This is a genomic window from Acinetobacter sp. ANC 3929 (genome assembly GCF_000369405.1).
GTDB lineage: Bacteria > Pseudomonadota > Gammaproteobacteria > Pseudomonadales > Moraxellaceae > Acinetobacter.
In genome coordinates this window covers 554,273-575,857 of the sequence record NZ_KB849998.1, presented here as the reverse complement: position 1 = coordinate 575,857, position 21,585 = coordinate 554,273, and the positions used below count along the sequence as shown (strand labels likewise).

Here is a 21,585-nt window from a genome sequence, read left to right as displayed (position 1 = left end):
GCAATGAGCTTTTACCAAGTCGAACATCAACATGCAACTCGTCTAGAACAAAATCTAGAAAAGTTCTATCAACAAGCGCGTTTTGAGAAGACAGCATTAGATATGCAATATTGGCATGAGGTATTTTTAGATACGTTGCCTGATTGGAAACCATTGATGCACTATAAAGAATTGGAATTCGATCTGTGGATTTCAATTCTAGTCTATTGCTATCACGCAACGTTGTGTGCTCTCAAACTTGTGTACCTGCCTAGTGAAGATGTTGAGCAGATCAAAGTTTTCATTGCACTAATACTAGAAAAGTTAAGAGTGGTATATACCAGTGTTCAATTCTTGGAAACGATCAAGGCAGACAATGAGGCGCACGCAAAACGTATTCGTAAATGTGTTGAACAATACGACGCAACCACCATACACCAACATCATCTCAATACGCTCAAATGCTATTTTACATATCAAGCGGATCAAATCCCATTAGTCTCGATTTGTGATGTTGCTAAGCATGTAAATCTTTTTGAAAAAAGGATTCAGAATAGTGCTTTGATTCAAAATGGTTGTTTATTTCTTTATCGCAAAGTATTGCGCATCCCTGAAACGAATCAGTATGTATGTGCTTACTTTCTGACCTTTAATGGCAATGTGCTAAAACAAACAGAAATGCTTTATCAGCAACTCAATCAGGAATGGTTGACTGTAACTTATGGTAATGGTTTGGTGCTCGATTCAAATTTGGATTTACCATGGGAAGAACGAGATGATAGCTTCCTTGCCTTGTTTGAGGGAATGGAAGATGTTCGTGATGATCTAGAAGGTATGAGACGAAATGAGTTTTACAGTGTAGAGGATAAGGCGACACGGTTAAGAGTACGCCCTCGAAAATTTCAACAATTCTTAGCTAAGCCAGTCAAAGGCTTTAATTTTTAAAAATATCTTTTAATCCATGGATACACTGCTTATCAAATCAACATCAATTAATTCGCTCAACTTTGTCTGCTTGACGGCAGACAGAGTGGGGGCTATCCTTTCGATGCTGACCTACATCGTCAGTGGGTTTTAGCAGACCCTATAAACAAAGACAGTAGTTAAAAGTTTACTTTTATCTGCTGTGGACCCGTTCGTCCCCCATTCTCTTTATGGCAGGCGTTTGGGGGACGCGCTTGCGCGTGCTGGTTTCTTTGTTTACCAGTCTGCTAACCCCCATTCGTTCTGCCACCATTATTTAGCAGTGATTTTTGGTAGAACTTCTTTAATAAACAAAGGAGTCGCCCATGCGTCTATATATTCTTAATTTCTCATTCTTCTCTACACCCCAGTGCTGTATACGGCTTTGTCCTCACTAGACCAATGACAGCATACGTAAAACAATAATTTTATCTGGGGTAAACAAATGAAGGATTTCCATCCTCTGTTTGTCTGTGTGCTTGGATCATTTTACTGCTCGGCCGTGGAAAGTTCATTTTCCTATGAATATTCACGCCTGAATAAAACACAGCACTCCAATAAAGAATCAAACAAGAATTGGCGCAATAGCCTTACAGATGGCGAGCGTTCATTCAAAATAAAAGAGAATGATTCACCATGACAATGAAACTAAAGTATCTACCTCTATGTATTTTATTGGTCAGCTTGGCGGCATGTTCAAGTAAAGATAAGCACGAGAACAATCAAGCCATAGAAAGCCAAACCCAAGAAGATACTGTGAGCCTTGATGCGATCAATGAAAAATCAGCCGTTATTGTTGCCAAAGACAAATTGAGTCCAGACCAAAGCTGGCAGCAAGCAGAATCAAAAGTGCTTTTTCCTGATCCTAAAATCTTTTATCCCAAGCAAAGGGAATCACTGGATTTCTCAGAAACTCCGAATGTGGTCAACGATTTTTCATTTATTAAAGATTATGAACGAGTCAAAAGCCTACTTAATCTAAATCGAGATCAGATTTTTGTGATTGGAGATAAAGATCGAGATACAGAGGAAAATAATGTATTACTCGATTTGAGCACCGATGAATACTTTAAATATGCCAATAATCTAGCCATCAACTATGCACGCTATTTAAAGTCACCGAACATTCAGCCCAAGCAGGAATTTGAAAAAACGCAGGACTATGACAATCGAGTCAAACAGGCTCAACAGGACGCTGAGAATAATGCAATTGATTATGATGTGGAGCTTTTACAGAAAGCACTGAACCGAAGTGTAGAAGATATTAGCCTTGCGCTATCTAATCGTGCTTATCACTATGATCCTGATACTGAGCAATTATCTCTAGACTTAGAACAAGAAGATAAAAATGGTAGTTCAGTGGTGGTCTCCAAAATCCTACTTAAAGTCCAGCCTGAATTAGCCAAGCTGATAGTTGAAAATCTTACATTACTCAAGATGGGCTATGTTTTTAACTTTCATGACAATAAGTTGAATTTTGAAGGGGTATTTTTCTACTTCAATCAAATCAGCAAAGCCAATAGAAGTGGTGATCCCGTAGAAATGCGAGCGAATATTACCCCTGTATTTAAGCCACTTGAGTTTAAGCAAAAAAGTGTCATGCATGCACTGCCAGCCAGTCCTGAAATCACTGAGAAGTTAGAGGCTACACCTTTTAAGGATGTGCTTAAGTCTCCACTTTGGAATTTCAAATTTGGATTAGAGAACTATCTCTCACCTGAAGATTTGATCAAGAAATATCAGAAACAGCGGGAACAAGAACAAGTTGTATCTGAACCTGAACAGGAAAGCAGTGTTTTATAAGGGCTATGGTCTGCTCAAGCACAGTTTGGCATGAGCATTTTCTTAAAATAAAGAAATTTCAAATACATATTACCTCTATGAAGCATGAGCACGAAGCCACGACACCCAAATGTTTGGCGCTGCTCAACATCAAATCAAGGTAAGTCCAATAAAGGAAATATTGTTGTGAATATACTTAAAAAATTAATGCTGTCTGCTGTTATCACATTACCGTTAACCTTATCAGGCTGTGGTACGTCAGGCTTCAATCCCGATCGCATGGAAGTCAATCTCAATACGGAATATAGCGAAGGAGGTTTATATAACCGAACCTATGTGATTTTAACCCTCCGTTCACTGGACTCTGAACCGATTACCTTAAATAAGGTTGATGTAAATAATGGACGCTGTAGTTATACAGGCCGATACAATGATCCGATCAAGCTACCTGCCTATTTCCAGATTGGGCAATCTTTACAACTTTACTTGAGATGTTCCTACGATGCTGTGGTGAAGGTCGATATTGAGACTGATCAAGGCTCAGCAAGCTATAGTTTTAAATAACATACCAAAAGCATATACATCAACCATGCCCAAGAGGCATGGTTTTTTTATGTCTCAATCAAAAGTTTTAAACATCCATAGCTACTTACAGGACTTTCGTGATGAGCACCGTACATTGTCCTTATTGCCATTCTGAACAGGTGATTCTTAGAGAATCCCAGCCGAATGGTCCACAGTATTTTGAAAAGATTCTAGATGCATTTTCACCGCCTGCAATGGCTGCACTTGGTATCAAGCTGGCAAAAGAAGCAGGCATTCCTCCGTATATCGGTGGGCTGATTGGGGTTGTGGTTGGTGGAACACTGGTTATGGTCAGCCAGCATTATTTTTATCGACATTATAAATCCGCTCAGCATTACCACTGTTTGCAATGCGGACAAGACTTTGCAGTGGCTGCTTAAGCTTCATTCAATTTTATTTTTAAACAACTTAACTTTTATAGAGGAATTATTCCTATGGCACATTTAGTTGAAAGCATGGCATTTGTAGAACAAACCCCTTGGCATGGTTTAGGAAATCAACTCACTCCAAACCAACCGATTGAGGTCTGGGCAAAGCAGGCAGGTATGGATTGGAGGATTGAATCCTCCGATGTCAGTTATATGGCTGAAAACCACAAACAGCAAAATCTGATCTTGCCGTATCAGGAACAACGGGTCTTATATCGCTCAGACACGCAGGAGCCTTTATCTGTGGTGAGTCAACGCTTTCAAGAAGTCCAACCGATGGAAATTCTGGAGTTTTATCGAGACTTAACAGAACAATCGGGTTTTGAGTTAGAAACCGCAGGGGTACTCAAAGGCGGCAAGAAATTCTGGGCATTGGCGAAGACTGGACAGACATCAGCACTCAAGGGTAAGGATGTCAGTAACGGCTACATTTTATTGGCAACTGCCTGCGATGGAACCTTAGCAACCACGGCTCAATTTACTTCTATTCGAGTGGTGTGTAACAACACTTTGGCGATTGCTCTACGTGGTCAACAAGGTAATTCAGGTGTGGTTAAAGTTCCGCACAGCACTAAGTTCGATGCCGAGAAAGTCAAACAGCAACTCGGTATCTCAGTCCGTTCATGGGATGAACACATGTATGAAATGAAACAACTGAGTCAGCGTAAGGTGACGCAACAGGAAGCTGCTGCTTACTTTGATGCGGTATTTAACAACACTAACTTGAGTGCGGTGGAACAGGACGAAAGCATTATTCAGTTCTATCGAAATGCTGCTATGCCAAATCAAAGGAATACCTCAGTAAGCAAAACTGAGAATAAAACTGAACCGAATGGCCGTGCTATGTCTAAGGTGATGACCATGTTTAACGGGCATGGACGGGGTGCAGAATTGAGTTCAGCCAAGGATACGGCTTATGGTTTACTGTGCGCCATTACTGAATTCACAGACCATGAACGTCGAGCGATGAGTACGGATCATCGACTTGATTCAGCCTGGTTTGGGGCAGGGGCAGCAATCAAGCAACGAGGTTTGGAACAAGCCATTCGAATGGTGGCTTAGTTCAGTCATTCTAAAACATGGCATCCATTAAGTTTGATTTAAGTCACTTCCATTAGCCTGAGCATACTGTAACACCGTACAAGCACAGCAACACCTTTAGCCGCACCCTCAGATGCGGCTTTTTTTATGCCCAAAATTCAGCTTTTACGATTTTACTCATACAGGAATAGTTGCAATGAATAGCAATACTCAAATTCAAAACACGCTAAATAATCCACCACTACAGCCTTATTCACCGAATCTAAATCAATCTACCGAGCGAATTGAAGTGGGAACTCGAACCAAACGTGACCGACTGAACAAGCAGCCACGCAAGACCAAAGCACTGACAGCAAAGCGTCTCGCTAATACCAAGCAAATGAATTACCAGCAATGGTTAGAAGTTAGAAAACAAGGCATAGGCAGTAGCGATGCGGCAACGGCCTGTGGACTGAATCCCTATATGTCGATGCTGGAACTGTGGATGATTAAAACAGGGCGGATGCAACAAAATATTGAGGACGAAAGTGCGGGCTATGCACCCTTGTATTGGGGCAAAAAGCTAGAACCGTTGGTGGCGGAATACTACAGCATGCACACCAACCACAAAGTGCGTCGAATCAATGCAGTGTTGCAACATCCGGATGAAGATAAATACTTTATGCTTGCCAATTTGGACTATGCCGTAGTGGGTAATGGCGAAGTTCAAATATTAGAGTGTAAAACAGTAGGTGAGTACGGCTCAAAACTGTGGCGGGATGGTGTACCACTGTATGTACTGTGCCAAGTGCAACATCAACTGGCAGTGACAGGCAAACAGGCAGCGCATATCTGTGCGTTGATGTGTGGACATGAAACTAAAATCTTTAAGGTGACGCGCAATGAAACCGTGATTCAACACATCATCAATGCTGAACGACATTTCTGGCAATGTGTAGAATCGGGCATTCCACCCAGTGTAGATGCCTCTGATTCAGCAGCCAAAGCCTTGCAGCGACTCTATCCTGAGCAGATTCCATTATCAGTAGAAGACCTCACTCAAAATGAACAAGCCAACTACCTATTTAACCAATTGTTAGAGGAGCGATATAAGGTTGAGCAGCATCAACAGTATTTTGATGAACTCAAACATCAACTTCAAATGATGATGAAAGATGCTGAAAGAGCAGTATTTATAGGTGGTTCAGTCACTTGGAAGAAATCACAAGACTCAATCAGTCTAGATAGTAAATCGCTTCTTAAACAGCATCCTGAGTATCTCCAGCAGTTTCCACAAACTAAAGTGGGAACACGAAGATTTCAGATTTATCCCAATGGTGGATAACTCATCCTTTACCCACAATCGATCTAGTAAATTCAACCAATACCAAAACCAACCGATCCCATACCCCAACAGGTATGGGACTTTTTATGCCCAAAATTTATTTACCCGAATTTAAACAACATTACAACATCTATATAGAGGACATCACTATGATTAAAGGTCTCTCAATTACACCACCCGTTTTAGGTCGTATCAGCATCGGCAAAATTGTTGAGAAAAATGGTAAACGGCTCCCTGAAAAGGACGATCAATTTACCATTACCAGCCAAATTCAGGGGAAAGACGGCTGGGTGAGACATCCATTTGATGAACCACTTCGAGTCAAAGCGCCCAATCAAAACCAAAAGCTCAGAAGTATTCCAGTGCGGATGATTTTTAATGATCCTGAGTTGAATCTACGAGCAGAGTACTGTCTATTTGACCGACAAACAGGGCGTTTAATCTGCTCAGGGAATGGCGAAACCTCTCAGCGACTAGGACAAAATGGGATTAAACAACATCCATGCCCATCCCCTGATTTATGTCCATTGGCTCAAGGCGGGTTGTGCAAGCCTTATGGCAGACTCTACGTCAACTTAGATGAATCAGATGAGCTAGGGACATTCATCTTTAGAACCACAGGTTTTAATAGTATTCGTACTTTGGCTGCACGATTGCGTTATTACAGTGCTGCATCAGGTGACTTACTTTCATGTTTGCCATTGCAATTGACTTTACGAGGTAAAAGCACCACACAAAGTTATCGGACTCCGATTTACTACGTGGATTTAACTTTAAGGGATGGTGTGAATTTAAATGCTGCTATCACTTCAGCTAAGGAGATCGATGAACAAAGCAAGGCGGCAGGATTTTATCAGGAGGCTTTGGATCATGTGGCAAGGCAGGGTTATGGCAATGCCAGTTTTGAGGTGGGAGGTGAGGAGGGCTTGGATATTGTTGAGGAGTTTTACTCTGATGATTCTAAAACAGAGCAACATCAGCAAACCAATGACCTGAGCCATGTTAAGGATATTCAGAAAGGGTTGCTGCAGTCGGTGCAGGCTTTGAATTAGATTGGCTTGGACAACATAGGACTGTGTAAAATTTTACTGGACTGACCTATCATCTGAGCGAATACACGCTCGCATCAGTGATTAGGAGAAAACATCATGAATGCGTCGATCACGGGTCAAACTTTTCAGATGAATCAAATCATTAACATCAAGCATGTGGTTGAATTTACTGCTCTCAGCAAATCAAAAATCTATGAGATGATCAACAAGAAATCAAAGTATTACGATCCGACATTTCCTCAGCCTATACGTTTGACTGAAATGCGTATCGGTTGGTCAGCTTGGGAAATCCATCAGTGGATTGAGAGTAAGCTGAAAAGCCGAGAAGAATAAGAGTGGGAGCTTTTGCTCCCTTATTTTTTTTGCTAATTGAAAAATTTATAAGATAATGTATTTTAAATGAATTAATTTAAATAAGTTTGGCATATGAGTAATTTTGATAGTTCAAAAGAATATTTGAATGATATTTTAAAAAAAGTTATTCAAGGTAAATTACAGCTACCTGATTTTCAGAGAGGCTGGGTATGGGATAATTCACATATAAAATCTTTACTAGTGAGTATATCTCGTTCTTTTCCAGTTGGTGCAGTGATGTTATTGGAAACAGGTGGAGATGTTAAATTCCAAGTACGCCCTGTAGAAAATGTGGATCTAAAAAATAAAGATATTCAGCCTGAGGAGCTCATATTAGATGGTCAACAACGATTAACATCTTTAACTCAAGTACTAATGCTTGATAAACCAGTAAAGACTTTTGATGAAAAAGGGCGTTTAATTAAACGCTTCTATTATATTGATATTGAAATGGCCCTTGGTGGTAATCTTGAGGAGGCTTTTATATCAGTAGAAGAGGATAGAATTGTTAGAACCAATTTTGGACGCGATATAAAAAAGATAACAAATGAAAAAGGGGATGAGATTCTATTAGACTTTTCTTCAACACAAAAAGAATGCAAGGCATTTTTCTTTCCCTGTAATAAAATTCTAAACTCTGATGAGTGGGAGGAGTCTCTTTTTGAAAATGCTCCTGAAAATATGCCAAAATATATGCAGTTTAGGAAAAAAGTATTAGATGCTTTTCGAAAGTATGCTGTGCCAGTGATTAAGCTAGATAAGGATAACTCAAAAGAAGCAGTCTGCTTGGTATTTGAAAAAGTAAATACTGGTGGTGTTCCATTATCTGTTTTTGAGTTAGTAACAGCAACTTTTGCAGCCGAAGGTTATAACTTAAGAGATGATTGGTACGGTCACCCAGAGAGAAATCCTATTGGACGTTTCCAATCTTTATTTGATAAAGAATCAATTTTAAAAGTGATTGAACCTACTGATTTTTTACAAACGATCAGCCTTTTGAGTACATTGCAAAAACGAACAACAGATATAAAAGAAAATAAGTCTGGAAAATTAGTTTCAGCAGTCAGTGCAAAACGTTCAGCAATATTGGCAATGTCATTAGAAGAATATAGGCAATGGGCTGATAAAGTAGAAAATGGTTTTTTACTGGCCGCAAAGTTCTTGAGGAAAGAGTGTTTTTTCTTCACGAAAGATCTGCCATATAGAACTCAACTAGTCCCCTTGGCTGCAATATTGAGCCTCCTAAATGAAAGATGGCTTGAACCAAAAGTTTATGAAAAATTAACGCAATGGTTTTGGTGTGGTGTCTTAGGCGAGCTATACGGTGGGGCAGTTGAGACTCGTATTGCAAATGACTTAGAAGACTTTGTAAGTTGGTTAACAGATAACTATCATGATGTCCGTACTATTCAAGAAGCCTCTTTTCAGGCACAACGTCTAGTAACTTTAAGATCTCGTTTGAGTGCTGCTTATAAAGGACTAAATATACTGATATTAAGAGATGGAGCTCAAGACTTTTTTTGGAAAGAGTCTATTCAAAATCTGGATGTAGAAGAGGTAGCTTTAGATATTCACCACATTTTCCCTAAGAAATGGTGTGAAGAAAATAAGAAACCTCTAAAAGTGTATGACTCGATACTTAATAAAACTCCAATATCTTATAAAGCAAATAGAATGATTGGGGGGAAGGCTCCCTCTAAATATCTAGAGGATTTACAAAATCATAAGACTGTTATGATCAATAATGAAGCAATGAATCAAATCTTGGAATCTCATCTTATTAGCATTGATGCTATTAGAAATGATAATTTTGAACTTTTCATTGAAAATAGAAGAAATGATTTACTCGGGTTAATTACAAGAGTAATGGGTAAATCTTGCTCAGACATGAGTGTTAGTTAATTAAAATTGGGAGATAAGCTATCTCCCAATTTTCTTGTATGTATCTATATAAAAGAATACTTGATTTTATGTGGCTTATTTTTTTAGTTGGAATAGTGAATTTCTTAAGATTTGGGGGCATTGAAGAGGAAATAATTAGAGCTTAGAGTATTGGATTATAAATATAAAAGGGTAGGTTTATGGCACGTTATCAATATGCTAAAGATCAATTAGGGCAAATAGTCAGAGCTATTGATCTGGTTGGTAAAGAGCAACAGTCAGATTTCATATGTTTAGGCTGTGATAATATTTTAATAGCTAAAGTGAATGGAAAAATAAAACAACCACATTTTGCACATAAAAGTATTCAAGAGTGCAATGGTGAAACATATTTACATCGTTTGGGAAAACAGGTTTTTTTTGAGGTCTACCAAAAATGCTTAGAAGAAAATGAACCCTTTTATATTACCTTTCATGTTTCTAAGAAATGCAATAAATTCAGAAGAAGTATTCGTAAGAATTGTGATCTTGGATTTATTGAAAAGAAGTTTGATCTGACTGAATATTTCTCAATTATTGAAGTTGAGAAGAGAGAAGAAAATTTCATTCCAGATTTGTTACTTTCTAGAGCAAATTTTCCAGAAGACAATATTTATATTGAAATTGCTGTAACACACTTTTTGAGTGAGAAAAAACAAAGCTCAGGAAAACGTATTATAGAAATAAGAATTGATTCTGAGGAAGATATAGATCAAATATATCAAGCAAATTTAGAACCTCATGGTGCATTGTTTTTGGGCTTTAATCAGGGGAGTGCCTCAATTACGGATTCTGAGTGCAAATGTTTACGTAAGCAATTTTTTGGTTTCTATGTTTGGGACTCAGGTAAGTCCTTTTTAGAGCTCTCCTATTTGTCAGATATTGAAGCAAAGCTTGCGAAGTACAAGGATAAAATTATCTATAGTAATATTATTGAAACAGATTTAGAGTTCGTGAACTCTACCGTATATGTGGGCTATGCTCACGGTGATATATTTTTAGACCAGCTAACGTTGGCTGTTCAGAACAGAGTGCCTATAAAGAATTGTTTTTTATGCAAATATAGTGGGAATAATTGGGATTACGCAAATAATCAGCCTATTTTTTGCAAAGCCAAAAAGTTTAAATGTGGGTCGAATCAGGCGGCTGAATGTGATTGGTATAGACCTGAAAGGCTATTGAATTTATAAGATAAATAAGAATTTGGCGTGCGTAAGATAGATTTCGTGAAAGAAGAAATATTTCAGTTATTATAGTGAATGATATATTTATTATTCCTTCTCTATGAAACTGATTGATAACATTAATAACACATTAGGTAATGAGATTGAGGAAAATCTCAACAGCAAATCACGTCTAAAGATAGCGGCGTCTTATTTTTCAATTTATGCCTTTGCTGCATTGAAGAAAGAACTTGAAAAAATTGAAGAATTACAATTCATTTTTACTTCGCCAACCTTTGTTGCGGATAACGTTACAGACAAACTTAAAAAAGAAAAACGTGAGTTTGTGATCCCTCAGCAAGATCGTGAAAGTAGTTTGTACGGAACAGAATTTGAAATTCATTTAAGGAATAAATTATCACAAAAGGCGATTGCCAAAGAATGTGCAGATTGGATACGACGCAAAGCTAAATTTAAATCCAATAACAGCAATGCGCCAATGCAGGAATTTATCAACATCCAAAAACCTGAACATTCCCTAACATACATGCCTATCCAAGGATTTACTCCAATGGGACTTGGTTTTGAGAAGGGTAATGCGATCTCGAATATCGTAAATTGCTTTGATGAGACTGCTACAGTACAAACTTACATTCAATTATTTAACCAAATTTGGAATGACGCTTCAAAAGTTGATGATGTCACCAGTGAAATTATTCAGCATATCGAATCGGTCTATCAAGAGAATCCTCCTGAACGTATTTATTTCTTAATGCTTTACAACATCTTCAAGGATTTTTTGGAAGATTTAAATGAAGATGTGATGCCAAATGATCTAACGGGTTATCAAGATACTTTGATATGGAATAGGTTGTTCAATTTTCAGAAAGATGCAGCAGTAGGGATCATTAATAAGCTTGAAAGCTATAATGGCTGTATCTTGGCAGACAGTGTTGGATTGGGTAAAACTTTTACTGCATTGGCTGTGATTAAGTATTATGAACTAAGAAATAAAAGTGTTTTGGTACTTTGCCCAAAAAAATTAAGCGCTAACTGGACCAATTATAATGCGAACTTAGTCACCAATATTTTTGCTAAAGATCGTTTTAACTATGATGTTCTTTATCATACTGATTTATCACGTAGTAGCGGTGAAACACTCGGGATTGATTTAGCAAAGATCAATTGGGGAAATTATGATCTTGTTGTAATTGATGAGTCACATAATTTTAGAAACCGAGATACTTATAAAGATAAAGAAACTCGTTACGATAAATTGATGAATAAAATTATTCGTCAAGGTGTAAAAACTAAGGTTTTGATGCTTTCCGCAACTCCAGTCAATAATCGTTTTAATGATTTAAAAAATCAGTTGGCATTGGCATATGAGGGTAATGCTTCATTGCTTGAACAAAAGTTGGATACCGAGAGGGATATTTCAACAATTTTTAGTCGTGCGCAAGCAAGTTTTAATACATGGGCAAAACTTGATCCGAAGCAACGTAATACACAAGCAATTTTAAACTTATTGGATTTTGATTTCTTTAAGTTGTTAGATAGTGTCACGATTGCCCGTTCTAGAAAGCATATTCAAACTTTTTACGATACTAAAGATATTGGGCAATTCCCCCAACGATTAAAGCCAATTTCATTTCACTGTGCGTTGTCGACTGAGCACAATACTGTATCTCTGAATGAAATATATGCCGATCTGTCATTAATTAAGATGTCTGTCTATGCGCCAGTGAGTTACATTTTTCCAAGCGCGTTAAAAAAATATGAAGAGCTATTTGATACTCAAGTAGGGGATGGGAAAAAATTTAAGCAAAAGGATCGGGAAAAAAGTCTACAAGCCTTAATGACGGTGAATTTGCTGAAACGGCTTGAAAGTTCTGTCCATGCCTTTCGTTTAACACTAACTGTACTAAAAAATAATATTGAGAAAGTCCTATCACAAATTGCTGATTTTGAAACACGGCAATCTTCGGATGAAATCAGTATTTCAACTGATTTTGGATATGATGAAGATGAAAATGATGAGGGACTAAGTAGTGAAGATTTAATTGGGAAAAAACTCAAAATTCATCTAGGTGATTTGGATCTCATGACTTGGAAAGTTGATCTTGAAGGTGATCATCAACTGATTCTCGGTTTATTACGTTCAATTAAAGTAATCGATGCAGCCCACGATGTGAAACTACAACATTTAAAACAGCAAGTGATTGAGAAGGTCCAACAGCCAATTAACCCTTCAAACTGCAAAGTGATCATTTTTACTGCGTTTGCAGATACTGCACATTATATTTATGAACATCTAGCACCCTATTTACATGAACAGCATCAATTACACAGTGCTTGTATTACTGGCTCAAAAAACAATTCAACCATTAAAACAATGTTAGGCAGCCGTAAAGCCTACGATATGCAAGGTTTACTGACGTTGTTTTCGCCAAAATCAAAACAAAAACAAGATATATTCCCAAATGAAGCACGAGAAATTGATATTTTAATTGCCACAGACTGTATTTCTGAAGGACAAAACTTACAAGATTGTGATTATTTGATTAATTTCGATATTCACTGGAATCCTGTCCGCATCATTCAGCGGTTTGGTCGAGTGGATCGTATTGGCTCATCCAATGATGTGATTCAGCTTGTGAATTACTGGCCTGATATTAGTTTAGATGAATATATCAACCTACGAGAACGTGTTGAAAATCGGATGGTCATTGTCGATATGACGAGTACAGGGGATGATAATGTTCTGAGTGCTCAAGCCAACGATATGGCATATCGCAAAGAACAACTACAAAAATTACAAAATGAAGTACTGGATTTGGAAGATGCGAATACAGGTGTATCAATTACGGATTTAGGTCTAAATGACTTTCGTATGGATTTGCTTGGCTATTTGGAACAACATCCCGAGTTGAAACGATTGCCAAATGGTCTTCATACTGTTGTGCCTGCACAACCTGAACTAGGCTTAAATACAGGAGTCATTTTTACTTTAAGAGCACGACATCCTGAGTCGCATACGAGTCAAAGTAATCGCTTATATCCGTACTATTTGATTTATATTAATAAAAGCGGTGAAGTGGTTTATGACTACACTCAAGCCAAATATTTATTGGATATCGCTAGGAAAGCATGTCGTGGAAAAGTTGATCCAATACCAGAAGCTTATGAAAAATTTAATCAAGAAACCAACGATGGACGAGATATGAGTCAATATTCAGCATTGTTGGATACCGTGATCCATAGCATTCAAAATATAAAAGTTGAAAAGGATATTGATAGTCTGTTTTCGGGTTTGACAACTTCGGCATTGGTTGATGTTGTTTCAGGCTTAAATGATTTTGAACTAATTAGCTTTATTGTGATTGAAGATACTTAGTCATGAAGCTATATCAATTTCCACAACAAGCCAAAGTTGACCGCATAATTCCGAAAAACAAGTTCTACGAACAAGGTAAAGCTAACGGTAAAATTGAGCAACTCTTTGTGAATCAAGTCGAGAGTATTCGTTGGGCTTATAAACTGTCAGCTTCTACGATTCACCTTGAAGATCAAGATGACTTGAAAGAAATTCAAATTTTTCGAGTGAAAAGTCGTGTGGAAAATTTAGATATTTCAATTCTATCTTTTATCGACAAACTCATTTTAACGCCTATTGTTTTTGAAGTGGTTTATCAGGATAAAGTTAAATTCGTTGCAACGTATAAACGGTTGAATCAAGCAGATAAAAGCAAAGCTGTGATAGGTCAATATTATGCTTCTGAGTGGTTAGAAGATCATAAACGTGCTGAATTACCTCTTTACCTAAAATTGGCTGATCTATATGAACATTTCATCGAACAGTTATTACCACTAGCAGCAAGTGGAGAACAGCACCAAGATCGGGAATCTATTTCTCTTGAACTTAAATTACAGAAAGCCGAACAACTTGAAAGCTTGTTAAAACAGTTTCATCAGTTGAAATCCAAGTTGAGAAATGAAAAACAGTTTAATCGTAAGGTTGAAATTAATCAGAAAATAGCTGAGCTAAACATTCAGTTGCAACAGATAAAAAGCTTATTGAAATAAGAGGGATAACATGTCAAATCAGGAAATTAATATAATTGCTCGGCAGACATTGGATATTGTTTCTGATATCTCACTGAAAGCAAAAGATATATTAGAGCAATCCGGTTTTTCTGGTTCAGTGATTACTGCAAATTCATTTACTGACAATGCATTTCTAATATTAGAAAATGCCTCAAATTTTGTACAAAAAGATAGTCTTGAGCTATTTAAAGAACCAGTGTTCATGCGTGTGGACTTAGAAGATGTAGATCACAATTATTGTCGCAGTGTGTATATTTCAAAGGTTGCACCACCTACGGGCTTAAATGATTGGCGTGAGAAAAAAATTGATTTTATTAGCTATCGTGCGCCACTAGGTCGTTTAGCAGCTTTAAATTGTGGATCAGACATTGAGTTTGGTAAACAAGAGTACTATGTAGTTCGAAAAATTAAATTCACGCCTCGTATGATTGAAGAGATATGGGATTGTTTAGAAGTAGAAGTTCTAACAGAGGATGAAAAAGTAAATTTAGACTCTTTTCGACAATTGTTAGAGAGTCTTGAAGATAAAGGGATTGATGTTGAAGCTTATCTCAAACAATTACATGAACATGAGCAAACTTTATCAGGCAAATTAAAAACACTAACCCGCAACATACGCTCAGGGATGTCATTGCGTAGCCAAGCTGCGTTAGATGAATATCAAGATAATATTTTTCGTTTGCCTATCAATTCACAACGCATTATTTTAGGCCCACCAGGTACAGGAAAAACGACAACTTTAATTAAGCGGTTAGGGCAAAAGTTAGATGTTTCGGAAGGTTCATTTCAAGAATCAGAATTACAATTATTGAAAAATTTAGGTAAAGATGGAAAAGGGTTTAATGATTGGCTAATGTTTACCCCTTCAGACCTTTTAAAAGAATATTTATTAAAAGCCTTTAATTATGAAGGTATTGCAATTAAAGATAATTTAATTACTTGGTCTGATTGCGCTCGTAATATTGCACGTAAAACTTTAGGCATTCTCAAAAGTCCCATCAATACTTCAGGGTTGGCTTTAGTGCAAAATGAAGAATTTGTTAAACAAGAATATATAGATGATCCACGTCGTTTCTATTCAAGTTTCCAAAATTTTATTGAATTGTCTTTAAATATAGAGCTAAACAATGGTCTAAAAATCTTAAAACAGGCCTCAGGTCTTAATGATGAAAAACTTATTGAAAAAATTAGTGTGATTATTACGAGTGAGAATTCAGTCAAGAGCAAATATAGACAGCTTTTTGAGCTTGAAAATCAAATTAAAAAAATGATTGAAGGTGAGAAAAAAATCAGTGAAAAAATTATTCAGGAAGAAAAAAACCTACTGATTAATAAACATGAAAATATTCTTGAAGAACTTGCACGCTTTTTAGAAAGCTTAAAGAATGTGGAAGAAGATGAGGATGATGAAGCTGATTATGACGATGATGAGATTGATGCATCAGTCAATCATACTCAACAAGCCAAAGCTTTAGCTGAATATCTAAAGTTTATAAAAAAGCTTGCGCGTAATTGTTACCTAAAGAAAACACTGAAAAAAAACAGTAAAGATGCGAAGTTGCTTGAGTGGTTAGAGGGTAAATTACCTTCTGATGAAAGACTCAGCCAATTAGGGCGTGGTATTGCTTTGCAAAATGGTTTACGTCATAACCTAAATTGCTGGAAACGTTTATATAAAAAGCCAACAAGTCTATTTAAAAAGTTTAGAAAAGAAGAACATTATCAACATTTTTTTTCAGTTCAGAAGTTTGATGCAAAGAAAATTTCACAATCAGAGCTGGATTTAATTTTGTTGGTGATACTTCGCAATATTAAAGACTTACTCACCGAGTCTTATATCATTAGAAATATTGATGAAATTGCATTCCAAGAGTTAAAGAGTTTAAGAGATACTCTGTTAAAAGATCAAATCATGGTAGATGAAGCCACTGACTTTTCTGCATTACAATTGGCATGTATGCAAGCTATGACTAATCCATTACTCAATTCTTTTTTTGCTTGTGGTGACTTTAATCAGCGTTTAACTTCACACGGGATCAAGGATTTAGAACTCATTGAATGGATTTCTGAAAAGTTAGAAATTGAACGTATTAATATCATTTATCGTCAGAGCCCTAAATTAAATGAATTTACACATGCAATTTTGGACTTAATGGATGAAAGTGATTTGGCTGCACGTTCTGAATTACCAAAGTTTACGGATTTTGCAGGTTTAGCCCCTGTTATAGCAGAATATCATGAAGACTTAGATGATATTGCTCACTGGATTACCCTGCGTATTAGTGAAATTGAACGTCTAGTCAATACAAATCATGCAGAAGAGCAACTTTTACCTTCTATTGTCGTCTTGGTAAAAGATGAAGCTGATGTACAACCTATGTCGAAAAAACTCACAGAATATTTAGATGAGTTTAATTTAAAAGCCATTGCATGTTTGCAAGGTCAAAGTGTAGGCAATGCAACGGATGTACGTGTTTGTAGCATTGAGTATATTAAGGGCTTAGAATTTGAAGCGGTTTTCTTTGTTGGAGTAGATCAACTGCTACAACAGCATCCTGATTTATATCAGAAGTTCATATATGTCGGTGCAACGCGAGCAGCCAATTATTTAGGAGTGACCTGTACCGATGAATTGCCGACAGCACTCGAACAATTACGTCCATATTTCGGTAAAAACTGGGATATGGAAAATTTAGATTTTTAAGATTAAATGATTGAGATTGTATAAATGCCAAACCAAGACCAACTAAAAATGCACAGCCTAAACCTTGTTGATAGCAACATAGAAAAGATTGCTGCCTTATTCCCGAATTGTGTGACAGAAGCACAAATCGAAAATGGCGAGCTGAAAAAAGCCATTGATTTTGATTTGCTGAAACAGGAACTTTCACAGGTTTTGGTTGAAGGTGAGCAAGAACGCTATCGTCTTGATTGGGTTGGAAAGAAAGAATCTATTCTGACTGCCAATGCACCAATTGCTAAAACTTTGCGTCCATGCCGTGAGGAAAGTGTTAATTTTGATAGCACAGAAAACCTATTTATCGAGGGTGATAATTTAGAAGCATTAAAGCTACTGCAAGAAAATTATTTGGGTAAGGTCAAAATGATTTACATTGACCCACCCTATAACACGGGTAATGATTTTATTTACGAAGATGACTTTGCTGAAAGTACTGAAGTATTTTTTGAAAAATCAAACCAAGTTGATGAAGAAGGTAACCGTTTAATTGCGAATACTGATAGTAATGGTCGTTTCCATTCCGATTGGCTGAGTATGATGTATAGCCGATTAAAATTAGCTAGAAATTTATTGACTGACGATGGTGTAATATTTATCAGCTTAGATGATTCTGAAATTAATAATTTAGGTAATATGTGTAATGAAATTTTTGGGGAGAAAAATTTCATTGCTAAAATCATATGGCAAAAGAAAACCTCACCTGATGCAAGAATGAATATTAGTGCAGCGCATGACTATATCATGATATATGGAAAAAATTCGGAATTAGTATATTTTAATAGCCTACCTTTTGATTCTGAGAGATTAAAAGGCTATACAAATCCTGATAATGATCCTCGGGGAGATTGGGCTTCTGTAGATATAACAGGTCAAACTGGTCGTGCACCTAAATCACAATTTTATGAAATCACAACGCCAAGTGGATTAAAGATGACTCCTCCATCAGGACGTTGTTGGGCCATGGCTCAGAAAACTTTTTTAGATTTAGTTGCTGATAATAGAATTTGGTTTGGTAGGGATGGAGAAAATCGACCAAGACTAAAGAAATTCTTAAGTGAATCGGATGGAGTAAGACCGTGGACTTGGTGGGATAATAAAAGCGTAGGGCATAATCAAGAGGGAAGCCAAGAACTAAAAGAACTTTTTGATGGTAACGTATTATTTGATAATCCAAAACCAATTAAATTATTGAGTCGAATAATATCACTTTCTACTAAAAAAAATGATATTGTCTTGGATTTTTTTGGAGGTAGTGGAACGACCGCTCATGCAATATTTGAACAAAATATTTTAGATGGAAATTATAGAAAATTTATCGTCATTCAGCTAAAAGAGCTGATTAATAAAATTGGTAATGATTTTAAGTCAAATGCGACTGCTTTAAAATTAAATTATGAATTTGTTAGCGATATTTCAAAAGAACGCATCCGTCGTGCGGGTACAAAAATTATTGAGGAAAATAAAGGGGCAGAAGGCATCGAAAATTTAGATATTGGCTTCCGAGTTCTCAAAATTGATTCCACGAATATGAAAGATGTGTATTACACACCTGATGCTTATAAGCAAGTCGATATTTTAGATTTAGCCGACCATATCAAAGAAGATCGTACTTCTGAAGACTTATTGTTCCAAGTCATGTTGGATTGGGGGCTTGAACTCTCATTACCAATTGAGCGTAAAACTATTCAAGGCAAAGAAGTTTTCTATGTGGCAGGTAATAGCCTTGTGGCATGTTTTGACGAACTTAACTTTAAGATGGTGGACGAAATTGCCCAAGACAAGCCATTGCGGGTCGTATCAGCAGAACGTGCAATTCAACTCGATCACGACAAAACCAATATCAAAGAACGCTTTAAGCAGCTATCGCCTGAAACTGAAGTTAAGTTTATTTAAGAGGATTGAATAGATGAAAATCCATTTTAAAACACTTGATTATCAGAAAGATGCTGTTAAAGCTGTTGTGGATTGTTTTGTTGGACAACCTAAGCTGGAAGGTCATCGTTATATGATCGACCAAGGCATAGCAAAATCTACTAAACCATCGGCGCAAGCCGATATGCTTGAAGACACATTAGATTTACAGCGTGGTAAGACTAAAAAAGTTGTTGCCGATGTAGGTTTCGAAAATGCCAAAATTATTGACTTAAATGCGGTGCTTAAAAATATTCAAAATGTACAAATGACGAATATTTTAGAACCATCACCCAATTTGGTGGTTGATGATGCTAAAGGTAAAAACCTCACTGACAGTCCACTGAATTTAAATATTGAAATGGAAACTGGTACAGGTAAAACCTATTGCTATATCCGTACCATGTTTGAACTCAATGCAAGATACGGTTGGTCGAAATTTATTATTGTGGTGCCAAGTGTCGCGATTCGTGAAGGTGTCTATAAAAGCCTTGATATGATGGCAGATCATTTTCAGGAACAATACGGCAAAAAAGCCCGCTTCTTTATCTATGATTCTAAAGCCCTACATCATTTAGAAAGTTTTAGCTCAAATGCGGGCATTAATGTCATGGTCATTAATGTTCAAGCTTTTAATGCCACTGGCAAAGATAATCGACGTATTTATGATGAGCTTGATGAATTTCAATCTCGCCGACCGATTGATGTCATTAGCCGTAACCGTCCAATTCTAATTTTGGATGAACCGCAAAAGATGGGGGCGGAAAAAACCTTACAATCTTTAGCAAACTTCAAGCCATTATTTATTTTACGTTATTCTGCGACGCATAAACGTGACTATAACTTGGTGTATCGTTTAGATGCTTTAGATGCCTATAATCAAAAACTAGTAAAGAAAATTACGGTTAAAGGTATCCAAGTCCAAGGTTTATCTGGTACGTATGGATATTTGTATTTACAGGATATTCTCGTCTCAAAATCTGCACCAGTTGCACGTCTTGAATTAGAGATTGCAGAAAAAAATGGATTTATGCGTTTAATTCGACAGATCAAAAAAGGTGATAATCTTTACAGTATCTCTGGACAGGCTGAGCAATACCATGACCGTTACGTTGTCACCGATATTGATGCACGGGATAACTCTGTTACTTTTGAAAATGGGAAAAAAATCCATGTAGGTGAAGCCGTTGGACATGTTGATGAACAAGTCATGCGCACGATTCAAATTCGTGAAACGATTCGTGCACATCTTCAAAAAGAACGTCAGCTTTATAATCAAGGTATTAAAGTTCTGAGTCTTTTCTTTATCGATGAAGTGGCTAAATACCGTCAGTATGATGAAGATAATAATCCTATTGATGGTGAATACACTCAAATCTTTAAAGAACAATATCAATTTGTTTTAAATGAGTTTTTGGATCTCAATATAGAAAATGATCCATATCAAGAATACTTAAAATCTATTGATGTGGATAAAACTCATAATGGTTATTTCTCGATTGATAAGAAATCGAAAAAGTTAATTGATCCAGCTTTAAAGAAAGTAAAAGATGAAGAATTGGGCGTATCCGTGCAACAAGCGGATGATATAGATGCTTATGATCTCATTTTAAAAGATAAAGAGCGCTTATTGTCATTTGAAGAACCAACACGTTTTATTTTTTCGCATTCTGCTTTACGTGAAGGTTGGGACAATCCAAACGTTTTTGTAATTTGTACACTGAAGCATTCAGATAATACGATTTCACGTCGCCAAGAAGTGGGACGTGGTCTGCGCTTAGCGGTGAATAAAAATGGCGAACGCATGGATGCCAACTATTTCGGTGCATTAGGTGAAGTTCATCGTTTAAATAATCTGACTGTTGTAACCAATGAAAGTTACAAAGACTTTGTTGCTAAATTACAGACAGAGATTGTAAATACGTTGGCGAGTCGTCCAACACAAGCAACGCCGGAGTACTTTGAAGGCAAGGTATTTACACTTGTCGATGGCTCAAAACTTGAAGTGACGAAAGTCATGGCAAAGCAGATTCATAAGTATCTGACACGAAATGACTATATCGATGATAATGATCATATTGCACCTAAATATCATCAAGACAAAGCTAATGGTGAACTGGTTGCACTCCCTGATGAGTTGCAATGATGTGTGCTGAAAAAACAGGAGGTTTTAACTTGGTAAACTAAACACACTCATCAGGAGTTTACCATGAGCAAGAAACACAAGACTTACACC

15 protein-coding genes are annotated in these 21,585 nt (G+C 36.9%); all 15 read left to right on the top strand.

The window, feature by feature from the left end; all coding sequences use genetic code 11:
• Nucleotides 1-3 precede the first annotated feature (3 nt).
• The 15 genes from F909_RS13600 to F909_RS13670 all read left to right on the top strand — a co-directional run bounded on the left by F909_RS13600 (nt 4) and on the right by F909_RS13670 (nt 21,495).
• The gene (locus F909_RS13600) at nt 4-924 is read left to right on the top strand and encodes a hypothetical protein (protein ID WP_005147538.1); all 921 of its coding nucleotides are present in this window, start codon (nt 4-6) and stop codon (nt 922-924) included.
• A 654-nt stretch (nt 925-1,578) separates the two neighbouring features.
• Entirely contained in the window at nt 1,579-2,745 is a 1,167-nt protein-coding gene (locus tag F909_RS13605) for a hypothetical protein (RefSeq protein ID WP_005147530.1), read from the top strand.
• A 165-nt stretch (nt 2,746-2,910) separates the two neighbouring features.
• Nucleotides 2,911-3,288: a hypothetical protein gene (locus tag F909_RS13610; RefSeq protein ID WP_005147529.1), complete on the top strand. Its 378-nt coding sequence runs from the start codon at nt 2,911-2,913 to the stop codon at nt 3,286-3,288.
• Nucleotides 3,289-3,389: 101 nt separating this feature from the next.
• Nucleotides 3,390-3,689 carry a hypothetical protein gene (locus tag F909_RS13615; RefSeq protein ID WP_005147527.1) on the top strand — a complete coding sequence of 100 codons (300 nt, stop codon included), beginning with the start codon at nt 3,390-3,392 and terminating at the stop codon, nt 3,687-3,689.
• Between the two features lie 54 nt (nt 3,690-3,743).
• Nucleotides 3,744-4,799 (top strand): DUF932 domain-containing protein, encoded by a 1,056-nt coding sequence (locus F909_RS13620; protein WP_005147525.1) that lies wholly within the window; start codon nt 3,744-3,746, stop codon nt 4,797-4,799.
• Nucleotides 4,800-4,974: 175 nt separating this feature from the next.
• Nucleotides 4,975-6,102: a YqaJ viral recombinase family nuclease gene (locus F909_RS13625; protein WP_005147524.1), complete on the top strand. Its 1,128-nt coding sequence runs from the start codon at nt 4,975-4,977 to the stop codon at nt 6,100-6,102.
• A 149-nt stretch (nt 6,103-6,251) separates the two neighbouring features.
• Nucleotides 6,252-7,154: a recombination directionality factor gene (locus F909_RS13630; RefSeq protein ID WP_005147520.1), complete on the top strand. Its 903-nt coding sequence runs from the start codon at nt 6,252-6,254 to the stop codon at nt 7,152-7,154.
• A gap of 96 nt (nt 7,155-7,250) precedes the next feature.
• Nucleotides 7,251-7,487: a helix-turn-helix transcriptional regulator gene (locus tag F909_RS13635; RefSeq protein ID WP_005147514.1), complete on the top strand. Its 237-nt coding sequence runs from the start codon at nt 7,251-7,253 to the stop codon at nt 7,485-7,487.
• 93 nt (nt 7,488-7,580) lie between these two features.
• Entirely contained in the window at nt 7,581-9,410 is a 1,830-nt protein-coding gene (locus tag F909_RS13640; RefSeq protein WP_005147513.1) for a GmrSD restriction endonuclease domain-containing protein, read from the top strand.
• Between the two features lie 179 nt (nt 9,411-9,589).
• A complete protein-coding gene (locus F909_RS13645; protein WP_005147512.1) occupies nt 9,590-10,618 on the top strand; it encodes a competence protein CoiA family protein in 1,029 nt (342 codons plus the stop codon).
• 94 nt (nt 10,619-10,712) lie between these two features.
• The gene (locus F909_RS13650) at nt 10,713-13,988 is read left to right on the top strand and encodes a helicase-related protein (RefSeq protein WP_005147511.1); all 3,276 of its coding nucleotides are present in this window, start codon (nt 10,713-10,715) and stop codon (nt 13,986-13,988) included.
• A 2-nt stretch (nt 13,989-13,990) separates the two neighbouring features.
• Nucleotides 13,991-14,677 (top strand): DUF4391 domain-containing protein, encoded by a 687-nt coding sequence (locus F909_RS13655; protein ID WP_005147508.1) that lies wholly within the window; start codon nt 13,991-13,993, stop codon nt 14,675-14,677.
• Between the two features lie 10 nt (nt 14,678-14,687).
• Nucleotides 14,688-17,402 (top strand): ATP-binding domain-containing protein, encoded by a 2,715-nt coding sequence (locus F909_RS13660; protein WP_005147506.1) that lies wholly within the window; start codon nt 14,688-14,690, stop codon nt 17,400-17,402.
• Nucleotides 17,403-17,426: 24 nt separating this feature from the next.
• Nucleotides 17,427-19,331 carry a site-specific DNA-methyltransferase gene (locus tag F909_RS13665; RefSeq protein ID WP_005147504.1) on the top strand — a complete coding sequence of 635 codons (1,905 nt, stop codon included), beginning with the start codon at nt 17,427-17,429 and terminating at the stop codon, nt 19,329-19,331.
• Nucleotides 19,332-19,344: 13 nt separating this feature from the next.
• Complete coding sequence (locus F909_RS13670) at nt 19,345-21,495, top strand: DEAD/DEAH box helicase family protein (RefSeq protein WP_005147503.1); 2,151 nt, start codon at nt 19,345-19,347, stop codon at nt 21,493-21,495.
• Nucleotides 21,496-21,585: the final 90 nt, after the last annotated feature.

Excerpts from the sequence above, each read along its gene's own strand:
- F909_RS13640 (WP_005147513.1), top strand. The coding sequence starts at position 7,581 with ATGAGTAATTTTGATAGTTCAAAAGAATATTTGAATGATATTTTAAAA.
- F909_RS13670 (WP_005147503.1), top strand. The coding sequence starts at position 19,345 with ATGAAAATCCATTTTAAAACACTTGATTATCAGAAAGATGCTGTTAAA.
- F909_RS13605 (WP_005147530.1), top strand. The coding sequence starts at position 1,579 with ATGACAATGAAACTAAAGTATCTACCTCTATGTATTTTATTGGTCAGC.
- F909_RS13635 (WP_005147514.1), top strand. The coding sequence starts at position 7,251 with ATGAATGCGTCGATCACGGGTCAAACTTTTCAGATGAATCAAATCATT.
- F909_RS13600 (WP_005147538.1), top strand. The coding sequence starts at position 4 with ATGAGCTTTTACCAAGTCGAACATCAACATGCAACTCGTCTAGAACAA.
- F909_RS13645 (WP_005147512.1), top strand. The coding sequence starts at position 9,590 with ATGGCACGTTATCAATATGCTAAAGATCAATTAGGGCAAATAGTCAGA.
- F909_RS13650 (WP_005147511.1), top strand. The coding sequence starts at position 10,713 with ATGAAACTGATTGATAACATTAATAACACATTAGGTAATGAGATTGAG.
- F909_RS13655 (WP_005147508.1), top strand. The coding sequence starts at position 13,991 with ATGAAGCTATATCAATTTCCACAACAAGCCAAAGTTGACCGCATAATT.
- F909_RS13660 (WP_005147506.1), top strand. The coding sequence starts at position 14,688 with ATGTCAAATCAGGAAATTAATATAATTGCTCGGCAGACATTGGATATT.
- F909_RS13665 (WP_005147504.1), top strand. The coding sequence starts at position 17,427 with ATGCCAAACCAAGACCAACTAAAAATGCACAGCCTAAACCTTGTTGAT.
- F909_RS13620 (WP_005147525.1), top strand. The coding sequence starts at position 3,744 with ATGGCACATTTAGTTGAAAGCATGGCATTTGTAGAACAAACCCCTTGG.
- F909_RS13625 (WP_005147524.1), top strand. The coding sequence starts at position 4,975 with ATGAATAGCAATACTCAAATTCAAAACACGCTAAATAATCCACCACTA.
- F909_RS13615 (WP_005147527.1), top strand. The coding sequence starts at position 3,390 with ATGAGCACCGTACATTGTCCTTATTGCCATTCTGAACAGGTGATTCTT.
- F909_RS13630 (WP_005147520.1), top strand. The coding sequence starts at position 6,252 with ATGATTAAAGGTCTCTCAATTACACCACCCGTTTTAGGTCGTATCAGC.